Origin of the sequence: Vibrio sp. 10N.222.52.C12 (assembly GCF_041474215.1) — a bacterium.
Classification (GTDB): Bacteria; Pseudomonadota; Gammaproteobacteria; order Enterobacterales; family Vibrionaceae; genus Vibrio; species Vibrio crassostreae_C.
In genome coordinates this window covers 1-409 of record NZ_JBFRTR010000024.1, presented here as the reverse complement: position 1 = coordinate 409, position 409 = coordinate 1, and the positions used below count along the sequence as shown (strand labels likewise).

Here is a 409-nt window from a genome sequence, read left to right as displayed (position 1 = left end):
CTGCGGCGCTTTTTGCAATCGTGAAGGCAGCCCACCTTCGAGGCCATCTGAGGTAATAATCCCAGACGGCAATCTCATTCGTTACAGCGACCAATTAGGAAAACGTTTGAGGTGATCTTCTAATCGAAGTTTCCCTTCGCGCTTTTTGGCCCGCTCTGCTCTTTTCGCCGAGAGCGTTAACGTTTTATTCGCCTTTGATGAGAGATTAAAAGCGATACCGACTTCCTTGTTCTCAACCCTACATTCTGATTTAAAATTCATACAAAAGTCTTCCTAAATAGAAAAAACCGAAACGCTCTCGTTTAGACCGAAACATCAATGAGTCATGTAATCGCTCACTGGCGTCTAATTTTGTTGAGTTTGTGACTTACTTATCATTTCTTGAATTTAACATAATCTAAATAATACG

1 protein-coding gene is annotated in these 409 nt (G+C 41.3%); it reads right to left on the bottom strand.

Annotated elements, in window-relative coordinates; all coding sequences use genetic code 11:
• Positions 1–81: 81 nt before the first annotated feature.
• Positions 82–261 carry a TraY domain-containing protein gene (locus AB4623_RS04925; RefSeq protein ID WP_017097351.1) on the bottom strand — a complete coding sequence of 60 codons (180 nt, stop codon included), beginning with the start codon at positions 259–261 and terminating at the stop codon, positions 82–84.
• Between the last annotated feature and the right edge of the window lie 148 nt (positions 262–409).